Raw genomic sequence first — 24,508 nt, 5'->3', positions numbered from 1 at the left:
ACTCACCCCACTCTTTGCTAGTCAATCTTAGGCGGTGTAGTAAACGTATGATGCGGCGCAGGGCTTGGCACTGTCCACTCTAAGCCTTCCGCACGTTCCCACGGTTTTGCAGAAGCCTTTTCCCCGCCACGAATACACTTGATCACCAACCATAAGAAGATCAGTTGTGACAACCCGAATGCAAACCCACCAATTGATACTATTTGATTAACATCAGCAAACTGAATGGCGTAATCCGGTATGCGTCTTGGCATGCCCGCTAAGCCTAGGAAGTGCATTGGGAAAAACAGGACATTGACGGAAATAATTGAGCACCAGAAATGCCATAAACTCAGCTTGTGGTCGTACATATTGCCCGTCCACTTAGGTAGCCAGTAGTATGCCGCTGCCATGATCGAGAATACCGCACCAGATACCAACACATAATGGAAATGGGCAACTACGAAGTAAGTGTCATGATATTGGAAGTCCGCCGGCACAATCGCCAACATTAGTCCCGAGAAGCCACCAATGGTAAAAAGCACAATAAAGGCAATGGCAAACAACATTGGCGTTTCAAATGTCAGAGCTCCACGCCACATGGTGGCAACCCAGTTAAAGACTTTCACCCCCGTTGGTACCGCAATCAGCATAGTGCAATACATAAAGAAGAGCTCAGCAAAAACTGGCATCCCCGTGGTAAACATGTGGTGCGCCCACACAAGGAAAGATAACAATGCAATGCTGCACGTCGCGTAAACCATCGAATGATAACCAAACAGCTTCTTACCACTGAAAGCAGGCAGAATGGCGGAGATGATTCCAAACGACGGTAAAATCATGATGTACACTTCTGGGTGACCAAAGAACCAAAAGATGTGTTGGAACATTACCGGGTCACCACCACCAGCTGCGTCAAAAAAGCTAGTCCCGAAATATTTGTCAGTAAGAACCATGGTCACCGCACCCGCTAATACCGGCATAACCGCGATCAACAAGAAAGCGGTAATTAACCAAGTCCAAACAAACATTGGTAACTTGAACCAAGTCATTCCCGGAGCTCGCATATTTACGATCGTCACGATAACGTTGATCGCGCCCATAATGGAGCTGATACCCATGATATGAACAGAGAATACAAACAGCGCAGTGCTATCCGGGCCATAAGTCGTGGACAGCGGAGCATAAAACGTCCAACCAAAATCAGGACCGCCGCCAGGTAAAAACAACGAGCTCAACAAAATAAGAAATGCAAAAGGTAAGATCCAAAAGCTCAAGTTGTTCATGCGCGGCAGCGCCATATCTGGAGCGCCGATCATCATCGGGATCATCCAGTTAGCAAGCCCCGTAAATGCTGGCATCACCGCACCAAATACCATCACTAAACCGTGTACCGTGGTCATTTGATTAAAAAACTGCGGATCGACTAGCTGTAGCCCTGGCTGGAACAGTTCGGCACGAATGATCATAGCCATCGCACCACCTGTTAGAAACATCGCAAAGCTAAACCAAAGGTAGAGGGTGCCTATGTCTTTATGGCTTGTAGAATACAACCAACGAGTGATGCCCTGGGGTGCATGATGCTCGTGACCATCATCAATCGCAATGGTACTGTTCGCACTGGCTTCTGCTGGCGCAGACTTCACTGCCTTATCTATTGGCTTACTCATATTTCCTCCTTAGCACTGCCTTGTGCCTTAAAGGCATTCACATCGGATGCTTGCACTGTATCGCCAGTATCGTTGCCCCATGCATTTCGTTGATATGTGATAACCGCGCCAATTTCTTTGTCACTTAACTGATTAGAAAAAGCCTGCATTGCGGTGCCAGGGCGACCGTTGACAATAATATCTATGTGCTCTGTAACATCTCCGGTTGCAATAGGACTGCCTTTAATCGCGGGAAATGCACCCGGAATCCCATCACCATTTGCCTGATGACACACAGCGCAACGCGCCGTGTATATCGATTCGCCTTGCGACATCAATTCGCCCATAGATAAGTCTTGAGAGAGCGCTTCTTGTGCCGCCGCTTTTTGAAGTGCGAGTTCTTGCTTCTTACTCGCTAGCCATTCATCGAACTTTTCTTCTTCCATCGCATGCACCACCACTGGCATAAATCCGTGTGCACGACCACATAGCTCCGCACATTGGCCGCGATATACGCCTGGCTCATCAATTCTTGTCCATGCTTCATTAATAAAACCTGGAATGGTGTCTTTCTTGACGGCAAAGTCCGGTACCCACCAAGAGTGAATGACATCATCAGAAGTCATCAAAAAACGCACTTTGCGATTCACAGGCAACACCAAAGGGTTGTCTACTTCCAGTAAGTAATGTGCGCCTTTAGCTTCGATTCCATCAATTTGTTTTTGGCTGGTGGCAAGCAAACTAAAAAACTCAACATCTTCGCCAAAATAGCTGTAATGCCATTTCCATTGCGAGCCTGTGATCTTGACCGTGATATCCGATTGGCTTGTATCTTCCATTGCTACTAGAGTTTTTGTTGCGGGAATAGCCATAGCGACAAGAATGATGATGGGTATGACCGTCCAAATAATTTCCACTTTTGTACTTTCATGGAAATGTGCGGCAACTGCTCCTTTTGACTTGCGATGACGGAAGATGGAATAGAACATCACACCAAAAACAATCAAAGCAATTACACAGCAGATATAGAAAATCAGCATATGTAATTCATACACTTGCCCACTTATCTCTGTGACCCCTTTTGTCATGTTGTAGTCATTTTCCTTTGACCAACCAAAAGAGGAAAATGTGATTAAAATCACATTCAGTGATAAGGCTAGAGTAGTCGTTAATCTTTTCAAAAGATCTCTCCTCTGCTCAGCCGCTACGCCTACGCGAGCTTCCTTGCGTCCCGATGCAAATATCGAACAACTTTACGAAAAATCACAAAAACTACGATTTCGACACGGTTTGTTATATTTATGTTAAAAGGCTAGTTATAGTTCCAAGGTTCTTCAAGAAATTAAATATGATTAAATTTTGTTCGGATAAGAAAAATTAATTCGGTTTATCGATTGCCCTCTTTGAAATGTAATTGAGAACCATTTACATTGATTTAAAAGAAAACATTGAGATACTTACCAAACGAAGTGTCCAAGAAAGTAGGCTCCCCCTACTAAGGAATGACTGATATGACAGCACTAATTACGCAATGGCTAGAACGAGACCCTGATCCTAAGACTCGTGAAGAGCTACAACACCTCGTCGATACGAACAATGAACAAGAACTTACTGATCGCTTTGGCTCACGCCTTGCCTTTGGTACTGCAGGCTTACGTGGCAAAGTGGGCGCAGGTCCAAACCGAATGAACCGCTTGGTGATTCAAGAGACCGCCACTGGTTTAGGGAACTATTTGCTTGAGCAAGTCAAAGATGCCGCGAGTCGTGGTGTCGTTATTGGCTACGACGGTCGTCCCGATTCAAAACAATTCGCGCATGATACCGCCTCCGTACTGACGGCCCTTGGTATCAAGGTTTACCTAACGTATGACGTTGCAGCAACCCCAATTGTTGCGTTTGGTGTCCGTACATTGAATGCTGCGGCCGCTGTTGTTGTTACTGCCAGCCACAATCCACCAGAATACAATGGCTTTAAAGTATATTGGGAAAATGGCGCACAGATTATTCCTCCGCACGACTCTGGAATCGCAGCGAAAATTGATGACGCAACAACGAAGCCATTACCTTTAATGTCTCTCGATGATGCAAAACAGCACGGTTTGTTAGTTTGGTTGGAAGACGACTACTACCAAACTTACCGTAAGACAATGAATGAAAACGCGCTGCTTACTCCTGACAACAATACCGATATATCTATTGCTTACACCGCAATGCATGGCGTTGGCGCGAATATGGCGGAAACGCTACTTGCCGACGCAGGCTTCCAAAAAGTGGCAAGTGTTAAGGAACAGCGCGAACCTGATGGAAGCTTCCCAACCGTCAACTTCCCAAACCCTGAAGAAGCCGGTGCAATGGATATGGTGATGGCATTAGGTAAGTCCGTAGATGCCGATATCGCTTGCGCGAACGATCCAGATGCGGACCGTTTTGCCGTGGCAGTTAAACGCCCAGATGGCGAGTATCAAATGCTAACAGGTGATCAGGTGGGCTCACTGTTTGGCGATTACTTGCTGGAACAACAACCTAACGCTTTGGTTGGCAACACCATCGTATCCTCAAGAATGCTGAGCAGCATCGCTAAGGCGCATGGCGCACAATACTATCAAACATTAACTGGCTTTAAATGGCTTACTAACGTTGCCATGGAACAAGAGACAGAAACCAACCCATTCTTGTTTGCTTATGAGGAAGCGCTCGGTTATACCGTGGGTAACAAGGTGTGGGATAAAGATGGTTTATCTGCAATCGTCGCGTTTTCACAGCTAACAGGCAAGCTTAAAGCACAAGGCAAAACACTGTGGGATAAACTGGAAGAGCTGTACCGCGAGCACGGTTTCTACTTCAACGCACAACGCAGCATCGCTCTCGACCCGAACTCTCCACCAATCGGCGACAAACTCCGAGCAAATCCACCAACAGAGATTGCTGGTAAAAAAGTTGCAGTAACCGAAGATCTAAAAACATCGGTTCGCATGTTTGACGACGGCTCTGAAGAATCCATTGACTTACCGGCAAGTGACGTATTGATTTATCACCTAGAAGATCAATCACGCGTGATTGTTCGTCCTTCTGGTACTGAGCCAAAACTAAAATGTTACTACGAAGTCATCAACCTCTTCCCTGCGGATATGAGCTATGAGCAAGCACAGCAAGCAGCGGAAGCGAAGATGAACGAACTTATCGACGCGCACCAGCAAAGTTTGTAAGTCAAAGAGAAACATAGATATTTGATACAACAAGAGGCGCAAATTCGCGCCTCTTTTTTGATTTTCACTAGAACAAGTCAAGCTAACCCGTGCTTTTCCCTAGCCTACAATTTCCTTTTGTAGAAAGTACTTGTGGATGCCCTCTACAGGATAGCCTGAGTACTGCCCCACTTTCTCAAAACCCAATTTGAGATAGAACTCAAGAGCTTGAAAGCTGTAGGTATCCAAATAAACATGGGTAACCCCATGAGGCTTTACTTTTTGTTCTAGCATCGACATTAATTGACTACCGAGACCAGAGGTTCGACTTTCGGCGTCTACCCACAAAAACTCAACAAACACCGTATTTTTAAACATTTCGCCAGTCAAGCCACCCATGATCTTGCCATTCTCATCTTTTGCGAAACAGCCTACAGCATGCACTTCCCCTTCAGGTAAATGCAGTCGGTTATAAGATCGAATACCTTCACGAACAAAATCAAGGTCTGTTTGATCTGGATTTAAACAAAATTCAAGCTTCATATATCCTCTCCTTGGGAAACACCAATATCCTAAAACAAAAAGCCAGCAATTGCTGGCTTTCTGATGGAATATGATAACTTTACAAGGCGAAACTACTCAGCATCCACAACGCCAGAATAACAAACACTAACCCCATTAGTTTATGTTGATACGTGCGGAATTTTTCGTTCTCGAGCAGCCCTTTGCCCAATGTGCCTGCTAACCCAACAAGTAATAAATTGAATGACAAGCCAAGAACGTTCAACAATAACCCTAGCGCTAGCATCTGCTCACCAGAAGATGCCGTGATATTGCTTGAGACAAACTGCGGCAAAAACATTACAAAAAAGACCAAGGCTTTAGGGTTAAGCAAATTACTCATCAAAGCACGTTGATAATAAGTTGATGCCATTTTGTTTTGACCATCAAGCTCTGGAGCCGAAGATGCCTCAGCTCGTAAGCAGTCCCAACCCATTTTTAACAAGTAAGCGCCACCTAGTAGATGAAGGACTTTAAGGGCTATTGGGCTCATGGCAATCAGGGTAGATACGCCCATCGCAGCAAGCAAAGTAAGAATAACACCAGACGTCGCATTGCCTAAGCTAGCAAAAAGACCGACCTTCTTACCGTAACTCATACTAGAACTCGCTATCAGCAACATATCGGGCCCTGGTAACAGCAACAAAGCCACTACTGCGGTGAGATAAACAGGAAGTACAGATAAATCAATCATGATGGAACCGCTTTTCTACAACAAGGCGGCGAATGTTATACCAACAAAATAACATCATCCAGCCCAAAATAGCCAAGATAAATCAAAAAATAAAAATCATAGTTTGCCCAGCTGAAAAATAGCAATCAATTCGCCTGTTTATCAAAATCGAATAGCAATTTTGTACAAAAATAAGCACGATGGATCCGTTACACTTCTAAAATGATTTTCTTGAGCAGACCGGATAAAGATGAAAGAAAAGAATAAGGAAATCGCTACCTTCAAGATAGCTCAAGAGCTCGGCGGTTTAGAACTTCTCGATGCAAAGTATGAGAAGCAGAATTTTTCACGCCATAGCCACGAAGGTTACACTATTGGTGTCATCGAAAAAGGGGCACAACAATTTTTTAGGACGGGCGGGAATCATATCGCGCCACAGGACAGCATCATCCTTGTTAATGCAGATGAAGTACACAACGGGCATTCAGCCTCGGAAGGCGGCTGGGAATACAAAGCAATGTACCCCGTACCTCAGCAGTTTCAAACTTTAGGACAAGAGCTTGGTTCACCAAATGTAGCTCTGCCCTATTTCCCTCAACCTGTGGTTTACGATCCTGAGCTGGCTAGTCAGTTACGATTGGTATTTGAAACACTAGAAAAATCAGACAACCGTTTATTGAGAGAAACTTTGGTTTACGGCACGTTGATCAAGCTAGCCAGTAAACACAGCACTCATCGGGCACCACTGAAAGAATCAACCAGAGCTCAGCGACAAGTGCAGCTCGTCAGAGAATTTTTGGAAGACTTTCCACAAACGGACGTCTCACTAGAAGAACTCGCCAAACTGTCTGGATTAAACCCTTTTCATCTGCTGAGAGAGTTTCAAAAGCAATTTGGCTTTCCGCCTCATGCCTATCAAATTCAGCAACGTTTACGTATGGCGAAGAAGCTACTAAAAATGGGACAAAAAATTTCAGACGTGGCACAAGAATGCGGTTTCCATGATCAAAGCCATCTGCATCGACACTTTAAAAAAGCCATGGGCGTCACTCCCGGCCAATACGTCCGTCACAGCTAAAGCAGCAATATTGTACAAGGCGTTATGCGACTACCGAGCTATCTTGGTAATCTGATTTAGGAATAAATAAGAAGAAACTATGGACCACACTTTGCCGTTACAAAAAGAATCAAAAGCCACGCTATTTTGGCAAGGTACACTTGCGATGATGCCTCTGAGTATCGCAGTGCTCCCTTGGGGCTTACTCGCAGGCTCATTCGCAATTGATACTGGGCTTCACCCTTTGGAAGGACAAGCACTATCCGCCATTTTGTTCGCAGGTTCTGCACAGCTCGTCGCGATGGGAATGATTAAAACGGGAGCAGGTCTAGTGACCATGTTACTGACAACGTTTTTTATCACCTCTCGACACTTCCTCTACAGTGTATCGATGCGCAGTAAAATTGCACCGCTCCCTCTACAATGGCGATTATCACTCGGCTTCTTACTTACTGACGAGCTGTTTGCGATTGTAGGCCACCATTCCGATAAACAATTTAATCGCTGGTATGCACTTGGGGCTGGACTGAGTTTTTACCTGTTTTGGAATGTCGCGACATTGACGGGCATTATTGCGGGAAGTCTAATCCCTGAACTGAACGAAATGGGTTTGGAATTTGCTGTAGCCGCTACTTTTATCGCGATAGTAGTACCCACCATTAAAAATGCAGCGGTGCTCGCGAGTGTTATTGTGGCTTTGGTGAGCTCAGTTGCCCTAACCTATTATCAAATTGAGGGAAGTTTGATGATTTCGAGCATTTTAGCCATGCTTACTGGTTACTTTGTGGAACAAGTAAAGGAGAAACGCTAATGATCATGTTGGCTATTTTGCTGATGACGGTACTTGTTTTCACCAGCCGCTACTTGTTTTTAGAACCCAAGCTACCATTGCGATTAGGGACGCGCACTCAAAAAGTACTCAATTACGCTAGCCCCGCAGTACTGACTGCGATCTGGGCACCGATCGTTTTCATTCCCGATGGGGAGCTCAGCGTCAATGTGCAAAACCCATTTTTACTGGCTGCCGTACTGGCTGCTTTAATCGCGTATTTTACTAAAAATGTTCTTTTAACGACGGTTATCAGTATGGTGGTATTTCTCGTTCTACGAATTTGGCTTTAATCCGCCAACCACTCAATCTCCAACAAGGTGACATCGCCACACTTTAATCGACCAAGGAAGATGTCACCTTCATGTACCTCACCAACGCCCTTTGGTGTACCAGTCATCACTACATCGCCATCTTGAAGTGTTGTGTAACTGGTTAATTCATCCAGGATAGTTAGCGGCGGATAGAGCATTTGGTTAACGTGACCTTTTTGTACACGAACACAGTTGATTAAGAGCTCAAGGTTAAGATCATTGATATCAATGTTATCCAAAGAGACAAACCGACTAAACACAGCAGAGCCATCAAATGCCTTAGCTCGCTCCCACGGCAACCCCTGATTTTTAAGCGAGGATTGCAAACCACGCTTGGTCAGATCCAATCCCAAACCAACCGCTGAATAACGTCCATCCTTGATCAAAAAGCAGATTTCAGCCTCATAATGAAGGGGCTCTTGATGGAATGAACGCAGAGTTGTTGATACGGAAGTTGCGGGTTTATTAAATACCACCATTTGCTCAGGCATTGCATTATTAAGCTCATGAATATGTTCAACGTAATTTCGTCCAACACAAAGCACTTTACCCACTTCTACTTTCTTTTCTTCAACTTGAATAACACTCATCATTCTTCCCTGCAAAACAAAAATCCCATCATAATCTAACCTATTGACTTAACGACACTAAATAGCAACCTCTAGTGTAAAAAATAAGACATTCACCCCGTTTTGAGTTTTGTATCATCTAATTGAAACAGCAAAGTATTTGTAAAACAAATAGACAAAAAAGCCAGCACGAGGCTGGCTTTAGATCAATGAGCTTGAATAATAGTTCTCGCTAAACCCTATTATAGGTAGTAACGAGCACCTAACGCCCATTTGTCATCAGTTTCACGACCATTGTCGTCATTTAGGTCAAACTGGTAACCCGCGTAACCAACAAATTTAGGCGTGAAGTTGTATTCTGCTTGTAGTGCCATTTCTTCACGAGCAGTTTCTGTTTTAGAGTTCTTAAACTCTTTACCTTCCACCATCTCATAGTTAACACTCAAGTTTAGGCTGTTCGCCAGAGCGTATGCGATGATCGCCTCGTACGCATCACTTTCTTCTAAACGGTCACCTTTTACACTGAAGTTCATGTTTTCGTTTGAACCATAAACTGCAGCAAGGAATAGGCCTTGGCCGTACGCACCGTAAGATGCTGATACAACGTGTGATTCCGCCGTGTGCTTACCTGCATATGCAGGGTGCTGGAAATCGCCGCCATTGTAAGAGTAACCGATTTTAGCGCCCATGATTGAGTAAGAAAGCGCAGCTTGCACACGGTCATCGTATTTAGCACCGCCAGTTATAACTCCAGCATCGTTGCGCGTGTAATCATCGTTTGCACCCTGCCAACCAAGACCAAAGTTGATCACACCCGCTTCACCCAGCTCGATGGCATTACGGTAAGAAAGCATTTTATCCGCACGGCCAGTGCCAAGGTTTCCATGATCGTCATAGATGAAGTCGTTGGCAAACGCGATTGGCATATCTGCAATACCTGCGACATCGTAGTAAGGTGACCATTGCGTACCACCTACTGCACGACCATAAACCTCATGCGTTATACCTAAGTAACCTAGACGAGTTTTAAACGACTCTTCACCACCGTCTAAGTAGTTTAGCGCCCATTCACCACGTGCGTCTGCGGTGAAGCCATTACCCAAATCCTGTGTCGCAGAGATATTGATACGAGGAGAGTTAGTACCCACATCCGTGTCACCTTGCTCTGATCCATTTAAATTAACAGAAACGTGGCCGCCCATCGAAAATGTTGTGCCATCGTTATTATATAGTTCCACTGCAACTGCTTGAGTACCGAAGGTTGCTGCCGCGATTGCCGCTGCTAATAATTTTTTATTCATTTCTAAATCCATTACTTATTAGTTGGTTAGTCAGTTTTAGACCCGGCTTTGGTTCACTTTCGTAAAAACGAAATGATGAACAAAGAGAGGAATACAAAGGCTATCCGAGGCATCGTTTCCACCAGATTAGTTTTACCTTTGTGTAACAACTGCCGACACTTTATTTGATTAGTTCCTGACAACCGAGTGAAAAGATCTCAGACAAAACCTAAAAAGCAATCGTTTACTTAGCCTTCAAAAAATCGAGAAATAAAAACCTTACAATAAGAAATGCTTTAGAGAGAGTTAGCTCACAAATAGCTGATGATTCGCTATTTTTAGGCCAAACTTCCCTGCCAAATTGAAATGTTTACTTACATTTAGGGTCAAGAAACAATTCAGGAACTTTTTGAAAAAAACACAGTCTTCAACGGAGAGGAAAAAACCTCAAAAAAGATAAACCTTTCTTTTTATAAGTGGTATGAGAAGGGGCACTTATTCTCGCCAGCAATAAAAGTGCAATCAAATCATAACTTAACAGAAATCTATCTTTCATTTTCAGCCTTTACCTTAGCGTCATCAACACATCGGGCAAGAAAGCCCATCGATTACAACTAGGGTAATAAGAAAATGAAAAAGGCAGCACTAACTACTGCAATTCTTACAGCATTGGTATCAGCACCATCATTCGCAGCAACTGTATACAAAAACGACGGTACTGAATTAAAAGTTGGCGGCCGCGTTGAGTTTCGTGGTGACTTCATCGGTTCAGACGGTGCTGAAGTTGAAGGTTCCATGGAAGATAAAAGCCGTGCTCGTCTTAACCTAAAAGGTAAAACAGACATCGGCAACGGCCTTTCTGCTTTCGGTGTTTACGAAGCCGAACAAAAAACGGGCAAGAGTGAATTCAAAAACCGCTACATGTATGCAGGCGTCGACTCTGATATCGGTGCTTTCTCTGTAGGTCGTCAAGACATGGCTGCAGTCATCATCTCTGACATGACGGATATCACAGAATTCTCTGGTGTTCAGCAAGTTATTGATTCGTCGTCTGATAAGCAAGACAGCGTTTTCGCATACCGTGGTGCGTTTGATGCACTACAACTTCAAGCAACCTACCAAGCAAACTCTAGCGATAACGAAGATAAATACGGCATCTCTGGAATGTACTCACTACCAATGGGCCTCGACTTTGGTCTTGCATACTCTGGTGGCGATGTAGATAAAGATAACTCTGAAGATCAAATTCTAGGTGGTATCGCTTACTCGATGGACAACCTTTACCTAGCAGGTACTTATTCTCAAGGTTCCCTGACTGACTCTGAAGACTTTACGGCTTACGAGCTAGTCGCAAGCTACAAAGTAGCAAGCAAAGTGACACTTGCAGCTCTATACACAGCTCAAGAGAATGATCCAGACAACGGTTCAAAGTACGACACCGTTGAAGGTATCGAGCTTGTTGGTTACTACAAACTAAACAGCAACTTCCGTACTTACCTGTCTTACTACATCAACCAACTTGATGAAGCAAAAGATGCAACAACAGGTCTAGTAACAGAAGGCGAAGATACACTGCGCCTAGGCGTACGTTACGATTTCTAATTCACTCTTGTCCTAAGAGCGAGTCCACTTGGCCAGCACCTTTGCTGGCCATTTTTTGTTTAACCCAACACAACTCGATAAGTTTTCACACTATCCAAGCATCGCTCAGCAATGAAAAACGAGCGTAACGACGCCTACTTCTGCCCTCTTTTAATGCGATTGATCACTAAGTTAGTGCATTTCATCTAATCGACAACATAGAAAAACCAAAAAACCATTTAAAATCAAACAGATAAAAGTTGGCACGTGTTCTGCAATATTATTTATGCAAATGCATGGCAGCGTTTGTGCTTCTCGTTCTTTGTACCTGTTATAACAGGCACGTCCTTTGAATTGGTAATGTCGCCTCCCTCTGGGAGGCATTTTTTTATTGGCGCGAAAAACAATAGGACGTATGATCCCGCCACCTCTATCAAACTGGAATTTTTCAATTGAATCATCATCCTGTTCAAGGTGCGTCCTGGATGCTAACAGCTGGCTTGGCATTCGCCATAGTGAACAGCTTCGCCCAAATTGCTAGCATCAACTTTGGTGTCTCCTCCACCACATTTGCGTTATTCCAATATGCAATCGCCTTATTTGTTATTCTGCCCTACCTACGTACACTTGGGATTAGACGTTCTTTAAGAACCCAACACTTTGGCTGGCATGCATTCCGCATTTTTCTCTCTGTTATCGGGATTCAACTTTGGTTATGGGCTCTCGCTTACCCAGTTCCAATTTGGCAAGGCATTGCACTTCTCATGACCTCTCCGTTATTTGCCACAGTTGGTTCTGGCTTGTTACTCAAAGAGAAAGTAGGTACTGCACGCTGGCTCGCTACATTGACGGGGTTTGTTGGTGCCATGATCATTCTTGAGCCTTGGGCAGACTCATTTACATGGGCGACCCTGCTCCCTGTTGGCGCCGCATTTTTCTGGGCAGCGTATTCATTAATGGTTAAAAAAATGTCGGTAAACGATCCGCCTTCAACCATGGTCGTCTATTTATTACTGCTGATAACGCCATTTAATATCTTGTTAGCGATACCGACGTTTACTATGCCAGATACGTGGACGATATGGGGTGTGCTTTTAGCCGCAGGTGCACTTACAGCACTCGCTCAATGGGCTATCGTTAAAGCATATGCAGTAGCAGACGCCTCATTTGTGCAACCATTTGATCACGCCAAACTGCCTTTGAATGTTGTTGCTGGTTGGTTGGTGTTTGGTTGGGTGCCACCTGGTCGTTTATGGTTAGGTGCTGCGATTATTATTGCATCTATTGCGTTTATTACGCATTGGGAAGCGAAAAAGACAAAGTTAGTTGAAAGAAAAATCTAATTTAAAAGTTCTATATTTTCAGGAAAGGAAATGAGGAACCCATATGAGTCAACCAATCAAAATTACACTGTATCGCTGGGCTGGTAGTTGGGGCCCATTCAAAGTCAATATTCCTTGTGGTGAATGTACATTAACCAAAGATATTTTAAAGGATACTTTTGAAAACGAACTAGCCGATGTGCCCGTTGAACTCGAGATAAAAGATTGGTTATCTCACTGGTGGGAACCATTAAAAGCGGGGGCTTGGCATGCACCCATTCTTCTTGTCGAAGGGAAAGTTATCAGTCAAGGAGAAGCATTGAATCGGGGTGTGCTTGTACAGTCTGTTATTGCTGAGTGGGTAAAACGCGATGAGCTAAAAGGCAACATTGTTTATGGTAAAGCAACTTGCCCTTACTGTGTCAAAGCCAAACAATTACTTGACGAGGCTGGCGTTCAGTATGAGTACCATGATGTAGTTAAAGACAGCGCCGCCTTATACCGCATGATTCCTGAAGTAAAAGCCATCATTGGCGAAAAAACACCGGTAACAGTGCCGCAAATTTGGTTAGATGGAAAATATATTGGAGGGGCTGACGATTTAGAGAAGTGGTTATCAGCAAAGGGGCTAGATAAAGTGCCTAACAATGTTGTGGAGATACCAAGCCAATCCGCGTAATTCTAGATTTAAATGTCATCAGTCTTTGAGTAGCGTTTTGCCAATGTTGTGCAATATGTTGGCTACTTACTAACAACAAAACAGAGAAAAGCAAAAAGCCCTGATTTTTCAATCAGGGCTTTTTAAATTATTTCGCCAGTTTTTTAATAACACGAGCAAAAACAGAAGCTTTTTTCTTCTTCGCTTTACCGTAAAGCGCTTTGTGCATCGCGTCTTTTGCAATCATCTGGCCAATATAAGCACCACCAAGTTCGTTACCCATGACCTTCTCCTGAATGTATTGACTTAACTATGTTGTAATTTTACACCACAATTAGATAAAAACAAGACTCTAGTCACATTTATTCTGTAATTAACTTTCAGTTTGATTTTCGTGGATTTCTTGAAATGAGCGTCTATCGCTTAGGTTGTTGGTATGTTTTACCCGCTGCGACGTACGTATCTTTCTGTTTGATTTCAAAGAATGTTTCAAAGAACCACGCAGCAAACTTGATCAAGTGATCGCCTTCATTCATGACGTGCTCTACGTATTCTTGCTCTTCTCCGGACTCATCTTCTTGAGTGGTAATATGGTAAATACGTTTCTCACCATCAACTTCTGCAAGGCCAAACTGACCCGTTAGGGATTGCGCCGCTTGTGCAACTTCTTCTTCCTCACACGCCTTCAAGATTTCAAGTGCCTTTGGCATGCTTTCTTGCTGAGTAATTTCTTTTACCAGTGTTTCAAATTCGTTTTGTTGCATTCTTTCACCTAACGATTAGAGATCGGATAGCCATTGGGCAGAAATGTATTCCAAGCTTGAGAGAGTATCAAGGTTCGCCCTCTTCCTTTCAAACCAAGTCATTCAGTATACACAACAGGCCAGACTTAATTTAGCTGCGCATTTTAGAAAGCCGACCTTCTGGTTGCAAGTATATTCAGATGGAAGTTTCTGCTTGAACCGTCCCTTCTGGCACTTTACGAAATTGGCTTAGTACAAGAACAAAGCAAGAAAGTAACGCAATAAACAAATAAAACACCCCAAGCTGCTGCTGATTCGTAACCCATGAGTCTACTAAGTACCCACCAAACAAACCTGCTAAACACATTTGAATAGAACCAGATAGCGCAGAAACCGCGCCTGCCTGTTGCTTATGTGGTGAAAGTAGCAAACTGATCGAGACCGGGAATGACATTCCTTGAGCAAAACTTAAACACGTGAATGCCGTCAGCAATGAAAATACACTGAAGGGGGTAACCAACAACATGAAGCCTGCAACAGCAACAATCGCGAAACTCATCAGCAAGATTTGCTGAGCTTTGTAACGAGCATTGATCAAGTTCAGCACTAAGCTACCCGTCAGCAAACCAACTGATGGTATGATCATCAAAGAGCCGTAATCTGCCGCCGTTAATCCTAACTCTTGTTGCATTAAAAATGGATACAAGGAGAGCGTAACCAGAGCCGATAAATAACTAAGCCAGTTGTAGCTCGCACTACCAATCACTTGTGTATTCGTTAACAGACGCAAATAGTTCGCGCTTACTTCGCCTACTTTAAATTTTCTCTTCGGATAAGGCAGCGTTTCTGGCAGCACCAATAAACCAAGTGTAAAAATTGCCATTAAGTAAATCAGCACAAACACGAAGACAGCATGCCAACTCAGGTGAAAAGCAATCCAGCCACCAAACAGCGGAGCAATAATTGGCATCACTGAAGCAGTGACTGAAATATAAGATAGCGCTTTGGTTAATTGCATACCGTCATAACTATCACGCAGTACTGACCGACCAAGTACCGAAGCGCTGCCCGCTCCTAGGCCTTGCAGTAACCGTCCCGCTTCAAGGGCAACAATGTTGTCCGAAAACACGATGCAAATAACCGTACCAACTAGATATACACTTTGCCCCAGAATAAACACTGGCCGACGACCAATCGCATCAGACAATGGGCCGTAAAAAAGCTGAGAGATACCGAAGCCAACGAGAAATAGCGTGACGAGATTCTGAATCGAATGTTGCGGTAAATTCAAGTCATGACCAATCAATGGCAAAGAAGGAAGATAAATACTAACGCCAACTTGGCCTGTGGCAATGATCATCATCGCTAATAACAATGGTGTTTTACGCAAACGTTCCTCCTACTTTGTGACAGATTGATGGCAAACAGTGTATATTTGATACTCAAAGATGATAATCAGCTAAGTTGGAAAGGAATTAATTCCCAAGGAGATACAATGGACTGGATTCAAAGCGTGAAGAGTTATATTCGTGTGGTCGAAGAAGGTAGCTTTAATGCCGCAGCGCGGAAACTCAATACCACCAGCTCAGCTATCAGTAAGCGAGTTCAATGGCTAGAAGATAAAATTGGCGTTCAACTACTCAAACGTACGACCCGCTCAATTAGCCAAACTGAAGCTGGTGCGCTGTTTTATCAACGAGCAAAAAGTCAGCTTGATTCATGGCAATCGGTATTAGATGAAACTCGCTCAGTCAACCAATCACCAGCGGGACTATTAAAAATTGGGGCAACGCTGGCCGTTGGTTCCAAGTTTCTAGTTCATTATCTTGATGATTTTCTTGAGAAATATCCAGACATCACACTTCAATTAACAACAACGCTACCAGGCCAATTGCCAGAGCTAAGCTTAGACCTGTTTATTAGCCGGGAATTAGAGCAACTGAACTCTCTAAGTTTCAAAGCTACTGCACTTTTCGAACATAAAGCCCAGTTTTACGCCGCGCCTAGTTACCTAAAGAAATATGGCACACCACAATGCGTTGAGGATCTGACAGAGCATAATGTCCTGATTTGGGGAGAAAAACCCTCACGAGAAATCAAAACAAATCGAGGCAAACGTATCAGCTTGTCCGGTAACTTTGCCACGACCAACCCAGAAGCGCTGTTTCATGGCGCCAAAAGAGGCATGGGTATTTTGATGACGAACAACGTCATGATCAAAGATGATCTCAAATCCGGCGCGTTAGTCCCTATCCTGCCCGATATCACAGCGGATAAAGCCACTGTATATGCCTACTATCCAAAGCTGGATTATCAGCATACCCGAACTAAGCTATTCCTCGATTATCTCAAATCACGATTGGAAGAGGAGAAGCGCGCCTAGCTTAGCGTTTTTATCGTTATAGCTTTAAAAGGTTCAAGCATAAAAACATGAAAATAATGATTTGTTCGTTCACAAAATTTGAAAAATCTGCCTTAGTAACCGATAGTTTATTTGATGCATATCAAATAATAATTCGTCGTGTCTTACACGATATGTTAATAACAACGCTAGGTGAAATGCTCAATGGGTCAGGTACAAATCAGTTTCCACAAAATTGATGAGATATTGAAGCTAAACGGCACGGCTCAGCTAAACCGAGTCACGCTAGATATTCATCAACACTTGCAGAGCCATTGCACTTGCGTTGTAGAAGTTGCGCATCTTCAGCATTCGGCTCATACCATCTCCTTCGCCAGCAATGGAAAAATTACAGACAACCTAAGCTACCACCTTTCAGGCACCCCCTGTGAAAAAGTGGCGAAAGACATTGGCGAACATATTTTCTATCAAGACCAGGTATACAAGCGTTTTCCTGAAGATCAGATGTTTCAAGAAGATGGCATTCAAGCTTACATTGGCCTGCCATTGAAGACACAAAATGGCGAAGTTCTGGGAATTTTACTGTCTACCTTTACCCGAAGCATCCACGCGAAAGAAGCGCAAGATATCCTCGACTTCCACCGATTTTATGCCAATGTCATTATTCATAGCTTACGTGAAAAGTGGGTCAGTGAACGTTCAGATAAGCTTCTTAATCAGCTTAGCTATGAGGTATCGCATGATAACCTAACTGGACTGCTCAACCGTAGCTGTTTAGCTGATACCTTGGAGACATTAACGCAGCAGGCGACTCGCCCATTCAGTTTGGCGTATCTTGATATCGATAATTTCAAATCGATCAATGATATCAACGGAAACTATATCGGCGACCAAATCATTAAGTTCACAGCTAACGCCATTCAACAGAGCTTGTCGTCGCCAAACAATGCGTTCCGTGTTGCAGGAGATGAATTCGCCTTCATCACGTACGACGAAGATCCTGTCGCCGTGTGTCAGGAAGTACTCGACAAAATTGAAAGCGGCTACAGCGACAAATCTAACCGGATTTCTTTCACCGTTAGTATTGGTATTGCACGTGCCCCAGTACATATGTTGAACAGCGATGAGCTGATTTTGAATGCCAGTCTCGCTCTCAAAGATTGTAAAAAACACCGCGATACACGGATTCAGCATTACGACACACACCTTAGTGCGTTATACCACCGTAGGACGCAGCTTATTGAGGCAATGCGAATCCAGCTAAGTACTGATATACAAGACAGCGATGAGTTATATGTAGTGGTTCAACCGATCGTCGATATCACGAGCGACCGCTGGAATTACTTTGAAATTTTGACTCGTTGGAATAGCAATATCTATGGAAATATCTCTCCAGCGGAGTTCATTGAAGCTGCCGAGCAATCAGGCCTGATTATCGAGTTAGGTGAACGGATTATTGAACTCGCGTGTATCGCAAAGCAAGAACTCGAAGCGAACCTAGGCTATAAAGTCAAACTCTCCATCAATTGCTCAGCGTATGAGCTGGTTGATTCCAACCGTTATATTAATCACTTAACCAACATGGTTGAAAAGTATCAGCACGAAGCAAAAGACTTTGTTATAGAGCTCACCGAGACCGTCTTACTCTCACAAAGTGGCCGTGAACAGATGGTACTTAACTCGTTGCGATACTTGGGTTTTAAAGTCGCACTGGATGATTTTGGTACGGGATACTCAAGCTTGAACTATATACACAATTATCCGATTGATAGCATCAAAATCGATGCTACCTTTGTGCAGAACATGCTCTCAAATACAACCTCTGAACAAGTAGTGTTTTTGATAGCGCAATTGGCAGAGCTGCTTGATGTGGATTTGATTGCCGAAGGCGTAGAAGACGATAGAGCACTACAAAAGTTAATTGAAATGGGCTGCCACTACATCCAAGGTTATTTTTACTCTCGTCCACACAGTGTTGAAGAAATCGTACACCTGATAAATGAACGTGAAGTGCGGAGTGCCTAACGTACTGAACAGACTGCTGTCATAGAATTCAAATCTAGTTAATGCACAAAGTAAAAGAGACCAAGCTATGCTTAGTCTCTTTTTGTTTTTTGAGCGAAGTACTTTATTACAGCACTGCTTTCTCTTTATCGCGTAATAGTCTATCCATTTCATCTCTGTTCGCGACAAAAGTAGCCATCTCTTTCTTAGGAACAGAACTCGCCATTGGGATATTTGCTCGCATAGCGTTAACTGGACGGCCGTATTCAATCAACTCATAGTGAAGGTGTGGCCCAGTCACTCGACCTGTTTTACCAGAAAGACCGATACGCTGGCCTCGAGAAACCTTTTGCCCTTTCTTCACCAAAATCTTACTTAGGTGTAAGTAACGGGTTTTGTATTTGCTGCCGTGCTCAACAACCACGTAGTTACCCGCATAAGGGTGTTTACGAGTCATGATCACTGTACCATCACCAGTAGAAACGACTGGTGTACCGGTTGGTACAGCAAAGTCAGTGCCGTTGTGCGGCGCAACACGCCCCGTTACTGGATGTAAACGATTAGGATTAAAGCCAGAACTGATACGCCAACGGCTACTTACAGGGTAACGCTGGAATGCGCGCTGTAAGCTTTCACCTTTGGCATTGTAGAATTGACCATCAGTATGAAGGTAAGCGGTGATCTCGCGGCCGCGATTATAAATCTTAATCGCCTCAATTTCGTTCTTACCTGTTGGTACACCATTGATGCTTTGTGAGCGACGAACAACTTCAAATCGATCACCTGCACGAAGATCACGTCCAAAGTTAAGTTGTTCTTTGAGTAAGCTTACGACTTGACTCACTTCCGCCGACGTTAAACCTAAACGACTCGCAGAAGAAGAAAAACTGCCTTGAATAACGCCAACTAAAGGTTCTTGGCTCCACACGCCAGGAATGGAAATATCAGTAAAGTCATAGCTACCATCACTATTCAGCTTGTAGACCACTTTATCTGCAATAGAAAATTGCAGTTCCATTTTCGCTAACTCGCCTGTCGCATCATCACGCCAGAAACGGAGCGTATTGCCCGGCTTAAGTGTATCAAGTGCCAAGTAGTTCAAATCCGTTTCCATTACTTTCATTAACGAGCTGTAACCGAAACCGAGCTGACTAAAAATAGTGCTTAGGTTGTCACCTGCTTGGATTTGATATTCGAAGTTCGGGGGAGTGACAACTTCGGCAGTTGTCGCATCAAGAATTTTTTCAACGACCTGAGATTCAGGTAGGTTCAATGCGATGGTTTTGGTTAAAGATGACTCTTTGAGAGAGTGAGAAACACCAATCGCAACTAAAACTGGCAAGGAGTATAACAGCAGCGCTCTACGACTTGTCAGATTCGGCAACCGTCTTGTAATTTCATTTGTAGACACGGGAATTACTATCTCCTTTCAAACAAGGCTCATAGCTTATGCATTCCCGAATAAGAAATCACTAGGAAATTTCGAGATCTAGCGCAGAAAATACTGAATTTTTACAGAACTCAAAAAAAATTCATCACTGTTGCATATGTAAGTTATTCCCTACACGCTGTAATGTGGATGAATTGAATTGATTTGGCTTGTCTGCCATTGCTTGATCGTCACCGTGCGCTAAATATGAAAGCGTGATAGTTGTATCACTTTTCCATTCGAGCTGAGTAAATTTCACGCGGTCACCAACAAAAATACTGTCTAAAAGTACAACTCGGCTCGGCACGGGGTCAAACTTGAACAAGCCAACATAGTTAAACGAACCGCTACCTTGTGTCGTTACAATCATCGATGCAACAACCCATGAAACACCTTCAATCTCACGCTGGCTAATCGACGCAGTTGGAACAAGTACCTGACCTTTCGTCGCACCTGCATCATAGTCACCTATCAAATAGCCGTTTTCTTTATCCCACTCATCAAGAAAAGTGACCGCACCCTGCTCGGGGACTTGGATCGTCCAAGGATTACGTGCAGTGATACCAAGCGTCTCTTGCACAATAACGTTCGTTTCTACTTCTGTTTGAGGAAACTTAGCCATGATCTCGTCATCAGACAAACTAAAACGATAAACACCCGCGATCACAACCACAACCAATAAAACGATTGGAATAAGTAGAATAAGTGGTATCGGCAGGATTTTTTTGTGAGTCATGAAGAGTTCCTTGTTTCAAGGTATAAACGAAAAGCGAGTATACCATTGTATACCCAAATGATTTCACCTCTTCAAGTGTTTCAAAATTAAACTAAACTGATTGTATCCAAATAGTTTCAAGTCCAGAGCTCATAACGAGCCAGTGACATAAGCTCTGTGCTCTAGGTCTATTGGTGTATTGGGACAAATAGGTAATCACGATGACAAAAACCATTCATACATGCGAGTGCGCCTGCGGTTTAGTTGAGATCCGTTGTAAGGGAGAGCCCACCCACACGTCTGTCTGCCATTGCTTCGAATGCCAAAAACGAACTGGCAGTGTTTTTGGGGTACAAGCTCGCTTTGAAAAAGAGCACGTCACTTTAAACGGTGAATTCACTAGCTATACCCGAATTGGCGATGATGGCAGTGAGGTTCAGTATGACTTTTGTCCATCCTGCGGCACGACAATGAGGTTGTTCGTTTCTGCATACCCAGAAATCATGATCATTCCCGTCGGTCTATTTACTGATAAAGAGTTCCACCAACCTACGGTTTCAGTCTATGAACAAATGAAACACGGGTGGGTGAGTTTCGAATGCACAACGGAACACATCTGCTAGCGGGCAATCCACGTTCACGTATTTACTTTGGCTCGGACAAACGCCCTATAAGTGAGATTTTTTTGAGAATGATCAATCGAGTTTTACTGTAAAGGGTTTCGTAACTCGGTGTGAGCGTTATAATCGGCTCCTAATATTTGGTGGGGGTTTATTGTGATTTCCAGACTTCCTCGTTGGGTGGAATATGGCGCGTTTCTACTAGCTCTTCTCGCGGGCTGCGTCAACGCCGTTGGTCTTCTCGGCTTTCAACACCAAGCGATAACTCATCTTTCGGGAACCGTAACTCAGCTAGGGAACAGCTTGCTAACAGGTGTGGATAGCTCCATTCACCTGCTCTTCATCGTATTTAGCTTTTTGATTGGCGCTGCCTTTAGCGGCTTTTTTATTGAAAGCAGTGCGTTAAAACTAGGGCGAAGATATGGTGTTGCACTGTGCATAGAAGGGAGCTTGCTCTTACTCAGCTTGGGCTTTTTGGTGCAAGGGGATTTGTACGGCCAATATCTAGCATCAGCAGCATGTGGATTACAAAACGCAATGATCACCACGTTTAGCGGCGCAGTAGTCAGAACCACACATATGACCGGAATCATCACCGATCTAGGGATTATGATTGGAGAGAGCTTGAGAGGTCGTCAATTTGACCGACGTAAAGCAAAATTATTCCTATTCATTTTCTTTGGCTTTTTGTTTGGCGGCGTCGCGGGAGCGGCTCTATTTACGGTATATGGTTTATATACGCTGGTTTTCCCAGCAATATTGGCTTTTTCTACAGCTCTGATTTACTGGAGTTACCTATACATACTTAGCCGTCAACAAAAAGCATAAAATTTCGATCCGATTGAAGCGACATGCTTCAATCGGATTTGGCTCAATAAGTTCACACTGCAACGGTACAAGAAACGCTGAACGGTATTTTGACACCACTAAAAACCTTAGAATAGATAAGGCTAACTGAATTTCTGGCAAAGAAGTTAGTTAGATCAAAATCACATTTGTTTACCATTTTATTATTCCAGTCACAATGCGCCCCATAATTCACTGCGCAATTCGCCTCTCGTGCTACAATTTTCTAACACAAGCAACATATTCGCATACACTTAGATGTTATTTGACCAATTACCCGACAAATCGGCTGAATAACTAGATGTATTTAATGAATAGTATTGCAATGGATGCAGTTTGCGGGTACCCTCCGCAAAACTGTGATTAAATACGGATGTTTAGTGAATATTTATGCCATGGAAATGGCAAGTATTGACTAGTAGTAACACGAGACAACTATGCATAACACCACTAATGCTACTGAAGCTCCTAAGGGCAACTTTTGGATGTTTTTCATCCCTTCCCTAATTGGTCTTCTACTCTTTATGGCTCCGATCTCTTACGATGGCGGCCTAACCATTCCCGTTGCCGTGATGGCAAAAGTCATCCCAGCGGTGTTAGGCGATACCTTGATTGCTATCGTCACCAGTATCATCGCTTTCATGGCCGTTGCTTCTGTTCTTTGCAAAATTTTTAAGCCAGCTGCAATTTTACGTAATGGTTTTTTAAACGGTCTCTTCAACCCATCTCCACTTTGGCTCGTTGTTCGTTTAATCGGCGGCGCTGCCGTGTTAATGACGTTCTTCGAAGTGGGTCCAAAAGCAATTTGGGAAGAGAACACTGGCGGGCTTGTTCTTACTGGTCTTCTACCTACTCTGTTTGCCGTTTTCATTTTCGCGGGTTTACTGCTTCCGCTTCTTTTGAACTTCGGTCTTCTGGAGCTATTTGGTGCGTTACTCAGTAAAATAATGCGTCCGGTATTCAACCTACCTGGCCGCAGTGCAATTGACTGTATGGCATCTTGGTTAGGCGACGGAAGTGTTGGTATCTTGCTAACCAGCAAGCAATACGAAAATAAGTTTTATACTCAGCGTGAAGCGGCTGTTGTCGGGACCACTTTCTCAGCAGTATCGATCACGTTTAGCTTAGTTGTTATCGCTCAGGTAAAACTAGAGCACTTATTTTTGCCTTTCTACGGCGCTATCTGTCTAGCTGGTATCGTAGCTGCGATTATCATTCCTCGCCTGCCTCCGCTTAGTCTGAAGAAAGATCGCTACATTGACGGCAGCAACCCAGATAAAGACGCAGATGCAGTGCCAGAAGGCCACACCACATTCTCTTGGGGTATGGATCTAGCTCTTAAGCGTGCTGGTCAAGTCACATCGGTTCAGTCTGTATTTAAAGAAGGCGTACACAACGCAGTCGACATGGTATTTGGCGTACTACCTGTAGTTATGGGTCTTGGTACCGTCGCATTGGTGATTGCAGAATACACGCCTGTATTTGCAATTCTGGGTCAACCGTTTATCCCATACCTAGAGCTACTGCAAGTCCCTGAAGCTGTTGCAGCATCACAGACAATCGTTGTTGGCTTTGCAGATATGTTTATTCCAGCAATTTTAGCGGCCTCAATAGATAACGAAATGACACGTTTTGTTATTGCAGCAATGTCAGTAACTCAGCTTATCTACATGTCGGAAGTAGGTGCCCTACTGTTAGGCAGCAAAATTCCAGTAAACATTGTAGAGCTCTTCGTAATCTTCATTTTACGTACGTTAATCACGTTACCTGTGATTGCTGGCGTTGCTCATCTTATTTTCTAAAATCGAGACGTCAATAAACAAAGGCTCCGCATCGTCGGGGCCTTTTTTATACCCAAAACTCCGTTCACATTAGGCTTTTAGTAAAAAGCTCATAATTTACAAAGACAAAACTTCAACAAAACACCTGCCAGCACCAACAAAATTTTCATCACCTCACCTGCAAAGCCAGTTGATGCCACTATTTGTTAAGCAATTCTTTTCATTATGACGATTTCATTAATCGAGCTCGCAAACATGATCACACTCACAAGTTTTAACGTAAACTACCGTTTTGTTTAAATTTAGTTAAAAAAGACGACAAATGAGTTCATGTTTTTGACAAAGATGTCG

At 43.7% G+C, this 24,508-nt stretch carries 23 protein-coding genes; 12 read left to right on the top strand and 11 right to left on the bottom strand.

What is annotated here, in order from left to right; all coding sequences use genetic code 11:
* Nucleotides 1-17: 17 nt before the first annotated feature.
* A complete protein-coding gene (ctaD, locus tag J4N40_RS16745) occupies nucleotides 18-1,649 on the bottom strand; it encodes a cytochrome c oxidase subunit I (protein ID WP_005375510.1) in 1,632 nt (543 codons plus the stop codon).
* Nucleotides 1,646-2,809, bottom strand: coding sequence for a cytochrome c oxidase subunit II (gene coxB, locus J4N40_RS16740; RefSeq protein ID WP_250654594.1), 1,164 nt, complete (start codon nucleotides 2,807-2,809; stop codon nucleotides 1,646-1,648). The genes ctaD and coxB overlap by 4 nt, the downstream gene beginning before the upstream one ends.
* A 330-nt stretch (nucleotides 2,810-3,139) precedes the next feature.
* On the opposite strand from coxB, the gene J4N40_RS16735 reads away from it, so the two are divergent.
* A complete protein-coding gene (locus J4N40_RS16735; protein ID WP_025768465.1) occupies nucleotides 3,140-4,834 on the top strand; it encodes a phospho-sugar mutase in 1,695 nt (564 codons plus the stop codon).
* Nucleotides 4,835-4,933: 99 nt separating this feature from the next.
* Here J4N40_RS16735 and J4N40_RS16730 read toward each other — a convergent pair whose 3' ends face one another.
* Together J4N40_RS16730 and J4N40_RS16725 are read right to left on the bottom strand one after the other, a co-directional pair.
* The gene (locus tag J4N40_RS16730; RefSeq protein WP_213903485.1) at nucleotides 4,934-5,356 is read right to left on the bottom strand and encodes a GNAT family N-acetyltransferase; all 423 of its coding nucleotides are present in this window, start codon (nucleotides 5,354-5,356) and stop codon (nucleotides 4,934-4,936) included.
* A gap of 79 nt (nucleotides 5,357-5,435) precedes the next feature.
* On the bottom strand, nucleotides 5,436-6,068 hold the full coding sequence (locus J4N40_RS16725; protein ID WP_005375522.1) for a LysE family translocator: 633 nt from the start codon (nucleotides 6,066-6,068) through the stop codon (nucleotides 5,436-5,438).
* Nucleotides 6,069-6,297: 229 nt separating this feature from the next.
* On the opposite strand from J4N40_RS16725, the gene J4N40_RS16720 reads away from it, so the two are divergent.
* The 3 genes from J4N40_RS16720 (at nucleotide 6,298) to J4N40_RS16710 (ending at nucleotide 8,226) form a co-directional block, all read left to right on the top strand.
* Nucleotides 6,298-7,125 (top strand): AraC family transcriptional regulator, encoded by an 828-nt coding sequence (locus J4N40_RS16720; protein ID WP_250654593.1) that lies wholly within the window; start codon nucleotides 6,298-6,300, stop codon nucleotides 7,123-7,125.
* A 79-nt stretch (nucleotides 7,126-7,204) separates the two neighbouring features.
* Entirely contained in the window at nucleotides 7,205-7,915 is a 711-nt protein-coding gene (locus J4N40_RS16715; protein WP_062730935.1) for an AzlC family ABC transporter permease, read from the top strand.
* Nucleotides 7,915-8,226 carry an AzlD domain-containing protein gene (locus J4N40_RS16710; protein ID WP_005385193.1) on the top strand — a complete coding sequence of 104 codons (312 nt, stop codon included), beginning with the start codon at nucleotides 7,915-7,917 and terminating at the stop codon, nucleotides 8,224-8,226. Before J4N40_RS16715 ends, J4N40_RS16710 begins: the two co-directional genes overlap by 1 nt.
* Here J4N40_RS16710 and J4N40_RS16705 read toward each other — a convergent pair.
* Both J4N40_RS16705 and J4N40_RS16700 read right to left on the bottom strand, forming a co-directional pair.
* Nucleotides 8,223-8,837, bottom strand: a complete 615-nt coding sequence (locus tag J4N40_RS16705; protein WP_017635857.1) for a fumarylacetoacetate hydrolase family protein — start codon at nucleotides 8,835-8,837, stop codon at nucleotides 8,223-8,225. The genes J4N40_RS16710 and J4N40_RS16705 overlap by 4 nt on opposite strands.
* A 221-nt stretch (nucleotides 8,838-9,058) precedes the next feature.
* Nucleotides 9,059-10,117 (bottom strand): porin, encoded by a 1,059-nt coding sequence (locus J4N40_RS16700; protein ID WP_062730933.1) that lies wholly within the window; start codon nucleotides 10,115-10,117, stop codon nucleotides 9,059-9,061.
* A 609-nt stretch (nucleotides 10,118-10,726) separates the two neighbouring features.
* Between J4N40_RS16700 and J4N40_RS16695 the strand changes: the two genes are divergently transcribed.
* The 3 genes from J4N40_RS16695 (at nucleotide 10,727) to J4N40_RS16685 (ending at nucleotide 13,678) form a co-directional block, all read left to right on the top strand.
* Nucleotides 10,727-11,698 carry a porin gene (locus J4N40_RS16695; protein WP_005375535.1) on the top strand — a complete coding sequence of 324 codons (972 nt, stop codon included), beginning with the start codon at nucleotides 10,727-10,729 and terminating at the stop codon, nucleotides 11,696-11,698.
* A gap of 464 nt (nucleotides 11,699-12,162) precedes the next feature.
* The gene (locus J4N40_RS16690) at nucleotides 12,163-13,020 is read left to right on the top strand and encodes a DMT family transporter (RefSeq protein WP_005375542.1); all 858 of its coding nucleotides are present in this window, start codon (nucleotides 12,163-12,165) and stop codon (nucleotides 13,018-13,020) included.
* Between the two features lie 43 nt (nucleotides 13,021-13,063).
* Nucleotides 13,064-13,678 carry a glutaredoxin domain-containing protein gene (locus J4N40_RS16685; RefSeq protein ID WP_053303774.1) on the top strand — a complete coding sequence of 205 codons (615 nt, stop codon included), beginning with the start codon at nucleotides 13,064-13,066 and terminating at the stop codon, nucleotides 13,676-13,678.
* Between the two features lie 127 nt (nucleotides 13,679-13,805).
* Here the strand turns inward: J4N40_RS16685 and J4N40_RS24560 are convergent, their stop codons facing one another.
* From J4N40_RS24560 to J4N40_RS16675, 3 genes are all read right to left on the bottom strand, one after another.
* Nucleotides 13,806-13,940: a hypothetical protein gene (locus J4N40_RS24560; RefSeq protein WP_017635854.1), complete on the bottom strand. Its 135-nt coding sequence runs from the start codon at nucleotides 13,938-13,940 to the stop codon at nucleotides 13,806-13,808.
* A gap of 133 nt (nucleotides 13,941-14,073) precedes the next feature.
* Nucleotides 14,074-14,421, bottom strand: a complete 348-nt coding sequence (locus J4N40_RS16680; RefSeq protein ID WP_005375501.1) for a hypothetical protein — start codon at nucleotides 14,419-14,421, stop codon at nucleotides 14,074-14,076.
* Between the two features lie 175 nt (nucleotides 14,422-14,596).
* A complete protein-coding gene (locus J4N40_RS16675; protein ID WP_213872382.1) occupies nucleotides 14,597-15,790 on the bottom strand; it encodes a multidrug effflux MFS transporter in 1,194 nt (397 codons plus the stop codon).
* A 105-nt stretch (nucleotides 15,791-15,895) separates the two neighbouring features.
* On the opposite strand from J4N40_RS16675, the gene J4N40_RS16670 reads away from it, so the two are divergent.
* On the top strand, nucleotides 15,896-16,783 hold the full coding sequence (locus J4N40_RS16670; protein WP_017635852.1) for a LysR family transcriptional regulator: 888 nt from the start codon (nucleotides 15,896-15,898) through the stop codon (nucleotides 16,781-16,783).
* Nucleotides 16,784-16,966: 183 nt separating this feature from the next.
* A complete protein-coding gene (locus J4N40_RS16665) occupies nucleotides 16,967-18,787 on the top strand; it encodes a putative bifunctional diguanylate cyclase/phosphodiesterase (RefSeq protein ID WP_005375494.1) in 1,821 nt (606 codons plus the stop codon).
* Nucleotides 18,788-18,893: 106 nt separating this feature from the next.
* Here J4N40_RS16665 and shyA read toward each other — a convergent pair whose 3' ends face one another.
* Together shyA and J4N40_RS16655 are read right to left on the bottom strand one after the other, a co-directional pair.
* Nucleotides 18,894-20,177: a peptidoglycan DD-endopeptidase ShyA gene (shyA, locus tag J4N40_RS16660; protein WP_025768471.1), complete on the bottom strand. Its 1,284-nt coding sequence runs from the start codon at nucleotides 20,175-20,177 to the stop codon at nucleotides 18,894-18,896.
* A gap of 124 nt (nucleotides 20,178-20,301) precedes the next feature.
* Complete coding sequence (locus J4N40_RS16655; protein WP_158173157.1) at nucleotides 20,302-20,931, bottom strand: hypothetical protein; 630 nt, start codon at nucleotides 20,929-20,931, stop codon at nucleotides 20,302-20,304.
* 200 nt (nucleotides 20,932-21,131) lie between these two features.
* Between J4N40_RS16655 and J4N40_RS16650 the strand changes: the two genes are divergently transcribed.
* The 3 genes from J4N40_RS16650 to J4N40_RS16640 all read left to right on the top strand — a co-directional run bounded on the left by J4N40_RS16650 (nucleotide 21,132) and on the right by J4N40_RS16640 (nucleotide 24,178).
* Nucleotides 21,132-21,533, top strand: coding sequence for a GFA family protein (locus J4N40_RS16650; RefSeq protein WP_158173158.1), 402 nt, complete (start codon nucleotides 21,132-21,134; stop codon nucleotides 21,531-21,533).
* A 153-nt stretch (nucleotides 21,534-21,686) separates the two neighbouring features.
* A complete protein-coding gene (locus J4N40_RS16645) occupies nucleotides 21,687-22,358 on the top strand; it encodes a YoaK family protein (RefSeq protein WP_005375484.1) in 672 nt (223 codons plus the stop codon).
* 455 nt (nucleotides 22,359-22,813) lie between these two features.
* Nucleotides 22,814-24,178, top strand: a complete 1,365-nt coding sequence (locus J4N40_RS16640) for a YjiH family protein (protein ID WP_158173160.1) — start codon at nucleotides 22,814-22,816, stop codon at nucleotides 24,176-24,178.
* The last annotated feature ends 330 nt before the right edge of the window (nucleotides 24,179-24,508 follow it).

Source organism: Vibrio sp. SCSIO 43097 (genome assembly GCF_023650755.1).
GTDB lineage: Bacteria > Pseudomonadota > Gammaproteobacteria > Enterobacterales > Vibrionaceae > Vibrio > Vibrio alginolyticus.
This window is presented reverse-complemented; position numbering and strand designations above follow the sequence as displayed.